Below are 6,781 nucleotides of genomic sequence, written 5' to 3' on the forward strand. Positions count from 1 at the left end.
AATGATTCCCTTCGAGCCGCTGCGCTCTCATATGTGGCCGATGCGCGCGCCGGGCGCCATAGGCGCGGGGCGTCAGGGCCGCGTCAGCTGCCGGCGTAGTTCCGTGCGCCCGCGCCGCTCGAAATGCGCACGGGCGGAAGGATAGCGGCCGCGCGCGATCAGAAAGGCGACGTCGGGATTGCGCGCGACATAGGCCTCGGCGTCGAAATTCTCGGGCGTGGCCGGCTGGTCGCCCGGGATCATCTGCACGCGCCCTTCATAGCGGCCATAGCGTGCGAAATGCGCGCGGCCGGAGAGAATGCTCCCGCTGCGAACCTTCTCGGCGACATCGGGATTGGCGTAGAGATAGGCGCGCTCGTCGAAATTCTCGAGCGTCGCGATTTGCGCGAAGCTCGCCTCCGGCGGCAGAATGGGCGAAGGCGCGGCCTCTCGCGGGGTCAGCGGGCGCAGCTCGCGCAAAAAGGCGAGGGCGCGGCGCAGGGCGCGGCCGCCGGACGCCGCCGCCGCCTCCAGCCGCAGCGGCGCCAGCTCGGCCGGGCCGAGGCGCGCGCCGCGCCGATCGGCCTCGGCGGCGATGTCGTAGAAGCGCAGAAAATGCGCATAGCCCCGCGGATCGCGGGCGTAGAGCTGCGAGAGCAGATCGGTCCCCGCCGGCGCGGCTGCGAGGCGGCGCGCATCCTCCGCCTTGGGGCCATGGAAATGCACGATGGACGCGCCCCATTCGACGCCCCAATAGGGCTTCCAATGCATGGCCAGCGGCAGATGGTCCCAGCGCCCGGCGAAATGCGCGTTGAGCGCCTCTTGATCGTAGTGATGCGGCAGTCCGAGCGCGGCGCGCGCGCGCCGCATCAGCGGCTCATATTCGGCGCGCATGGCCGGGACGTTGAAGAGCAGCACGCCCGAGCAGAATTGCGACCACTCATGCGGCTCGTGCTGGGGCGCGGCGGCGAAATAGCGCGGCCGCAGCGGCGACAGCTCGACCCGCCGGGCGAACAGCACGTCGCAATCGGTGTAGAGGACGAATTCGTCCTTTGTCTCGATGAGGGGAATCTCGAGCCGCAGAAAGGCGCCGGCGGCGATGGAGCGGCTCCAGTCCGGCGTCTCCGGCGTCGCTTCTATGGCCTCGATGAGGCCGGAGCGCCGGCTGTGGATATGGACGGGCGCGTCATGGCCGAGACTGGCGCGGAGCCGGTCCGCCTCGCCGTCGAAGACGAGATGCGGCTCGAGCCCCGCTATGTCGATCGCCGTGCGGACGGCGACGCGCAAATGCCCGGCGTAGCGGTCGAGAGCCGACGCATTCAGGCAGGAATACCATTTCATCCGAAAGGATTCCCGCGTCGAAGCGTCGGCGCCGACGGATCAGGCCGTCTGCGGCAGCGCGGCCTTGGCCTTCTCGACGATGGCCTTGAAGGCCTCCGGCTGGGTGATGGCCAGCTCCGACAGAACCTTGCGGTCCACCGTGACGCCGGCCTTGGCGAGGCCGTCGATGAAGCGGCTGTAGGTCAGGCCCAGCTCACGCACGGCGGCGTTGAGGCGCTGAATCCACAAAGCGCGGAAGACGCGCTTCTTGGCCTTGCGGTCGCGCGTCGCATATTGCATCGAGCGGTCGACCGCGGCCTTGGCGGCGCGGATGGTGTTCTTGCGGCGGCCGTAGAAGCCTTTGGCGGCATCCAGGGTCTTTTTGTGCTTGGCGTGCGAGGTGACGCCGCGCTTGACGCGAGCCATGACATGATCCTTTCAGGAAATCCGAAATCGGGGGAAGGGGAGAAGCTCAGCCGTTGGGCAGGAAATACTTCTTGACGTTGTCGCCGTCCGTCTTGAACAGGACGGAGGTCCCGCGCAGATTTCGGATCTGCTTGTTGGTGCGCTTGATCATGCCGTGGCGCTTGCCCTTCTGGGCGTAGACCACCTTGCCGGTGCCGGTGATCTTGAAGCGCTTTTTGGCGCCCGATTTGGTCTTCAGCTTGGGCATTTTGCTCTCCTGGGCCGAGGGCCCTGTTCTGCGCGCCGGTCTCCCGGCGCTTTATTCGCGCGAGCGAAAAGAACCGCCACGGCAGCCCATCACTGGCCGGGCGGTTCGGAAGCGCGGCTTATAAGCGGAAAGACAGGGGGATGGCAAGAGCAGCGTCGCTCGGCTCGCATATGACGCAGGTCTAGCTATAGGACCCCAATTCGTGGAGCTCGACGCCGAGCGCCTCGCTGCACGCGCGCAGAAAGCGGCGCGACAGTTTTCCTTCCTTTCCGTCTTCGATGGCGGGAGGGATGGATTTCTCGCAATCTATCGCCACGGCGAAGCGATAGCATATGCCGCTGTGGATCGTCTGGCTCTCGCCGGTCGCGCCATTGGTGAATGTGACGAGCTTTTCCCGAGGCTCGAAACGCGCGCCGCAGGAGGGGCAGAGGCGCCGAATCGCGACGTCCTCGAACGGCGCGCGCGAATAGGAGAGGTCCTCGCCGCATCGGCAATGCGGGTCGACCGTCCCGGTATCGTCGTAGCGGTTGATCGTCTCCGTGCGGAAATCCTCGCTGGCTTCGATGAGCAGCCGATAATTCGGCGGATCGTCGCGGCTCGGGCGCTGCTCGAAAGGATAGGCCAGACCATTGGCGAGAGGGTCTTCGATCGTCCAGCCGATAGTCACCGCGCGATCGGCCAGCGCGGCGAAGGATTCCTCGGCGAGAGGAACGGCGAAGGGCCGCTCGACGTCCACGAGATCGAGAAGAGGGGGCTGCTCGGGCGCTTTGGAGCCGAATATTCGCTTCCACCAAGGCTTCGGAGGCTCCTGCGCGGCCGAGGTCGTTCCTTCGGCGGCCTCGCGACGCCAATCGTCGAGGAAATAGGTCGGGCCGTCGCCCGCTTCGGGCCGCGGAATGAAGCGCGCGGCCGCCAATGCGTCGATGAGCGCTGCAATGCGCTCTGGCTCGGGACGAAAGGAATTGTCGAGCGGAATCAGATAGTGCACGTAATAAACGCCCATGCGCGCGCTCGCTCGGACCACAGGACAAAGAGACGACATGCGCGGCCGCAGCGATGCGTCTTACGCCGTTTGGCTACAGCAACCCCGATGCGGTGTCGAGCGTCCGCGGGCGTCGCGGCTCCTCGCCGCTCGAGCGCCGCCCTGCGAACGCAAAGCCCGCCGGAGCCGATCGCTGCGCTCTTTTCTGAAACGACAGGGGAGCGTATAGAGTGGCCCGACGCCGCAACGCAAATCGTTCGGGCGAGGCGCCGGTTTAGCTCAGCTGGTAGAGCAACTGATTTGTAATCAGTAGGTCGCGGGTTCGAATCCTGCAACCGGCACCAATAAAATCAATATGTTATGCGACTTTGGAAGCATCGAATAGCCAACCAGATTTATTTTTAGAAGCCGTTTAGAAGCCGGCGAGGATCGGGCCTTCCGGGGTGGTGGATGATCTGCCGAGCGGGCCTCCATCAGGCGTCTCTCCTTTTTCCAGGCGAAGCACCATGGCGTTGGCAAACGGTCGACGGAATGCAGGAGCAATCCGTCTCGAGTCGGCGCTCGAAGGCGAGGCGCTTTCCCGTTTCCTCAGCGCTAAAATCTCTCTCGCGCATGATGGCTCCCGCGCTACGCGCTCCCGGTTCCTCCAACACGAGCGCGCTAGCCATCGATGTGCAAGGACGAGCCCGCGCGCGATTGGGCGAGCGCGGCGCGGGCGGCGGCCACTGTGCGGTCCACATCGCTTTCGCTCGTGCGCCAGTTCACGACGCTGATGCGCATGGCTCGGCGACCGCGCCATGTCGTGCCGGAAAAGAAGGCTTCGCCAGTGGCGTTGATTTTCTCGATGATTTCGTCCGTGAAGGCGTCGTTCTCTTCGGGCATGTCGCCGATACGATTGAATCGTACGAGACCCTGATTTAAGCTTGCCGGAGACAGCACCTCCACACCGGCGAGGGCTCCGAGCCCGTCCACGAGCGCCTCGCAATGCGCGCAGCAGCGATCGATCAGGGCTTCGACTCCCTCGCGTCCCAATTCCTTCAGCGCCGCATAGACGGGGACGCCGCGCGCGCGCCGAGACCATTCGGGAGTCCAGTCGATCTGATCGCGCGCGTCCGATCGCGCCGCGATATAGGCGGCGCTGGTGGTCATCGCGGCGCGATGGGCCGCGCGATCTCTGACGATCGCGATCCCGCAGTCGAAAGGGACGTTGAGCCATTTGTGGCCGTCGGTCGCCCAGCTATCGGCTAGCTCCACGCCCGATAAGCGATGGCGATGCGCGCGGCTCGCGCGTGCAAATAGCCCGAAGGCTCCGTCGATATGGACCCAGAGCCCGGCCGAATGCGCCATTGGAATGAGCTCGGCGAATTGATCGCAGGCGCCGATGTTGAGGTCGGCCGCATTCAGGACGAGGATCGCCGGACCGCCCGAGCGCGATATCGCCTGTTCCAACGCCGTCGGCGCGATCCTTCCCGAATCGTCGGTCGCGAGCGGCTGGATCGCCCGGCGGCCGAAGCCGAGAAGGCGCGCCGCGCGATCGATCGAGCCATGTCTTTCCTCACTCGCCAGAATGGTCAAACGAGGCGCGCCGAAGAGTCCGTCCTGCTCCACGTCCCATTCGGCGCGCTTCAGCAGCGCATGGCGCGCAGCGGCGAGGCAGGTCGTATGCGCGAGCTGACAACCGGTCGTGAAGGCGAAGGAGGATTCGCCCGGCAGGTCCAGTAATTCCTTGATCCATGCGCCGGCTACGTCCTCGATGACCGAAGCGGCCGGGCTGCAGGCATAGAGCGCCGCATTCTGATCCCATGTCGAGACCATCCAATCTGCGGCCAGCGCGGACTCCACGCCGCCCCCGATGACCCAGGCGAAAAAGCGGCCGCCGGCGCTGCCGAGCATTCCGTCGCCGGCATGGCGCGTCAACCATTTGACGACTTCTTCCGATCTGGTTCCGAGCTCCGGCAGCGGTCCGCCGAAGATCGCGGCGAGGTCGTCGCGCGTCGCGCGCGCAGCCACCAGCCGCTCGTCGAGGCCATCGATCCACGCGGTCGCGGCGCGGTAGGCGTGGTCAAGGGCTTTGCTCATGTGTTTCGGTCTCTCGTGAGCGAGTCGGTTCGCTCGCGAGCTTAGGCGTCCGACCGGAATGCGCGCTCCGGAACTTGCCGTCAAATCGCGGTCGTCGTCTGGCTTGTGCGGCCAGACGGATTTGGCGGCAGGAAGCGGAGCGGCGATCCTCACGCTTTGAGCTATTTTCGCGGCGAGGACAGTTCGGACAAAAATGAGAATGGATCGACCAGCTCTCCATGCTGAAGAGATGCTTCGGGCCGTGGCGACGCGCGACCGGGCCTATGAGGGCCGGTTCCTCTATGGCGTCGAAACCACGCGAATATTCTGCCGCCCATCATGCCCATCGCGCGCCGCGAAACCGGAAAATCTTCGTTTCTTCGCGGATGTTCCAGAAGCGCAGGCGGCGGGCTATCGCGCGTGCAAACGTTGCCGGCCTGAGGAACGACCTTTCGATGTCGAGAAGGCGCAGGAAATCGCCCGCCTCATCGAAAGGCGCGCGGAGGAAGCCTTACCGCTCTCCCGACTCGCAGCCGCGGTCGGCCTATCCCCGACCCATATGCAGAAGCTCTTCAAAGCGGTGATCGGCGTCTCGCCCAAAGCCTATCAGGATGGGCTGAGAGCGAGACGTCTCAAGGAGCTTCTACGAGACGGCGACGGCGTGACGGGCGCCATTTACGAGGCCGGCTATGGCTCGCCGAGCCGGGTCTATGGCGAAGGGCGACGCAATATCGGCATGGCGCCATCGACTTATCGAGCAGGCGGCGCCGGTGAGACGATCAGCTATGCGTGCCGCCGTTGCGCGCTCGGCCCCCTCATGATGGCCGCCACCGATCGCGGCGTGTGCTTCGTCATGTTCGGCGAAAGCGAGGCGTCGCTGCTGGACGCCTTGGCCGCCGAGTTCCCGAAAGCACGTCTGCAACAATCGATCGAGGCCGCTGGCGAACAGTTGAGCCGGTGGATCGACGCGCTCGACGCGTATCTTTCGAGGCGTGGACCGCGCCCCGAGCTGCCGCTCGATCTGCGGGGAACGGCCTTCCAGCTGCTGGTCTGGCGATTTCTGATCGGCATTCCGGAAGGGAATGTCGTCAGCTACGCCGATGTGGCGGCAGGAATAGGCAAGCCGAAGGCGCATCGCGCCGCGGCGTCGGCCTGCGCGGCCAGTCGCTTGGCGGTGCTGGCGCCATGCCATCGCGTGCTTCGTGGCGACGGTGGCCTCGGCGGTTATCGGTGGGGCGTCGACCGAAAGCGAGCGCTTCTCGATATGGAGCGCGCCGGCCTTCCCGAGGCGAGAAAAAGATAGGTTCGGATATCGCGAATGCCTCCTGCGGGTCCTGGTCCGGTCGGTCAGGCGGCGTCGGCGACGCATCGGGTGTTCATATTCTGGGGAAATGTTACAGAGTCTGCTGGCCAGCCGACTGACGGCGACGGCTTGCGGGAATGGCTGCGTAAGCTTTGATTGCGGCGCTGTCGAAGGGCAGGACGTATGACCGCGATGTCGACAGCTATGGGCAGCACAACTCGGGTGCGCTCTCCGCTCGGAAAAGCAGCTTGGTCGAGTTCTGCGCGGCGAACCAGTCTAAGACCGTCTGCGCGGGCTTAGGCCGCATCAGCTCGGAGACGACGTTGGTGTCGAGCAAGATGATGGCGTCGCTCATGAGATTTACGGCGGTTCGCGCATCGGGCCGCGCGCAACTCCTTCGACCACAGCCGATTGCCCGAACGTGAACGACGAAAATCCACACGTCCGACAAATCCTGCGCCAAAAG

At 65.1% G+C, this 6,781-nt stretch carries 6 protein-coding genes, 1 tRNA gene and 1 pseudogene; 2 read left to right on the forward strand and 6 right to left on the reverse strand.

The features are described 5' to 3' along the window. Positions 1–72 precede the first annotated feature (72 nt). From ACT53T_RS23800 to ACT53T_RS23815, 4 genes are all read right to left on the reverse strand, one after another. Positions 73–1,320: a hypothetical protein gene (locus ACT53T_RS23800; RefSeq protein WP_476163151.1), complete on the reverse strand. Its 1,248-nt coding sequence runs from the start codon at positions 1,318–1,320 to the stop codon at positions 73–75. 39 nt (positions 1,321–1,359) lie between these two features. Then, on the reverse strand, positions 1,360–1,725 hold the full coding sequence (gene rplT / locus ACT53T_RS23805) for a 50S ribosomal protein L20 (protein ID WP_018264711.1): 366 nt from the start codon (positions 1,723–1,725) through the stop codon (positions 1,360–1,362). Positions 1,726–1,771: 46 nt separating this feature from the next. Then, a complete protein-coding gene (gene rpmI / locus ACT53T_RS23810) occupies positions 1,772–1,972 on the reverse strand; it encodes a 50S ribosomal protein L35 (RefSeq protein ID WP_018264712.1) in 201 nt (66 codons plus the stop codon). Between the two features lie 181 nt (positions 1,973–2,153). Continuing rightward, on the reverse strand, positions 2,154–2,975 hold the full coding sequence (locus ACT53T_RS23815) for a hypothetical protein (protein ID WP_476163152.1): 822 nt from the start codon (positions 2,973–2,975) through the stop codon (positions 2,154–2,156). 247 nt (positions 2,976–3,222) lie between these two features. Here ACT53T_RS23815 and ACT53T_RS23820 point away from each other — a divergent pair. Next, a tRNA-Thr gene (locus ACT53T_RS23820) sits at positions 3,223–3,298 on the forward strand. Between the two features lie 316 nt (positions 3,299–3,614). On the opposite strand, the gene ACT53T_RS23825 is transcribed toward ACT53T_RS23820, so the two are convergent. Then, on the reverse strand, positions 3,615–5,033 hold the full coding sequence (locus ACT53T_RS23825; RefSeq protein WP_476163153.1) for a pyridoxal phosphate-dependent decarboxylase family protein: 1,419 nt from the start codon (positions 5,031–5,033) through the stop codon (positions 3,615–3,617). Between the two features lie 229 nt (positions 5,034–5,262). Between ACT53T_RS23825 and ada the strand changes: the two genes are divergently transcribed. Continuing rightward, entirely contained in the window at positions 5,263–6,315 is a 1,053-nt protein-coding gene (gene ada / locus ACT53T_RS23830) for a bifunctional DNA-binding transcriptional regulator/O6-methylguanine-DNA methyltransferase Ada (RefSeq protein WP_476163154.1), read from the forward strand. A 202-nt stretch (positions 6,316–6,517) separates the two neighbouring features. Here ada and ACT53T_RS23835 read toward each other — a convergent pair. Beyond that, positions 6,518–6,781: pseudogene (locus ACT53T_RS23835) on the reverse strand (hypothetical protein); the annotation flags it as partial.

Source organism: Methylosinus sp. DMC45 (assembly GCF_056313885.1).

Coding starts and splice junctions, on each gene's coding strand:
- rpmI (WP_018264712.1), bottom strand. CDS start 1,972: ATGCCCAAGCTGAAGACCAAATCGGGCGCCAAAAAGCGCTTCAAGATC.
- ada (WP_476163154.1), top strand. CDS start 5,263: ATGCTTCGGGCCGTGGCGACGCGCGACCGGGCCTATGAGGGCCGGTTC.
- ACT53T_RS23800 (WP_476163151.1), bottom strand. CDS start 1,320: ATGAAATGGTATTCCTGCCTGAATGCGTCGGCTCTCGACCGCTACGCC.
- rplT (WP_018264711.1), bottom strand. CDS start 1,725: ATGGCTCGCGTCAAGCGCGGCGTCACCTCGCACGCCAAGCACAAAAAG.
- ACT53T_RS23825 (WP_476163153.1), bottom strand. CDS start 5,033: ATGAGCAAAGCCCTTGACCACGCCTACCGCGCCGCGACCGCGTGGATC.
- ACT53T_RS23815 (WP_476163152.1), bottom strand. CDS start 2,975: ATGGGCGTTTATTACGTGCACTATCTGATTCCGCTCGACAATTCCTTT.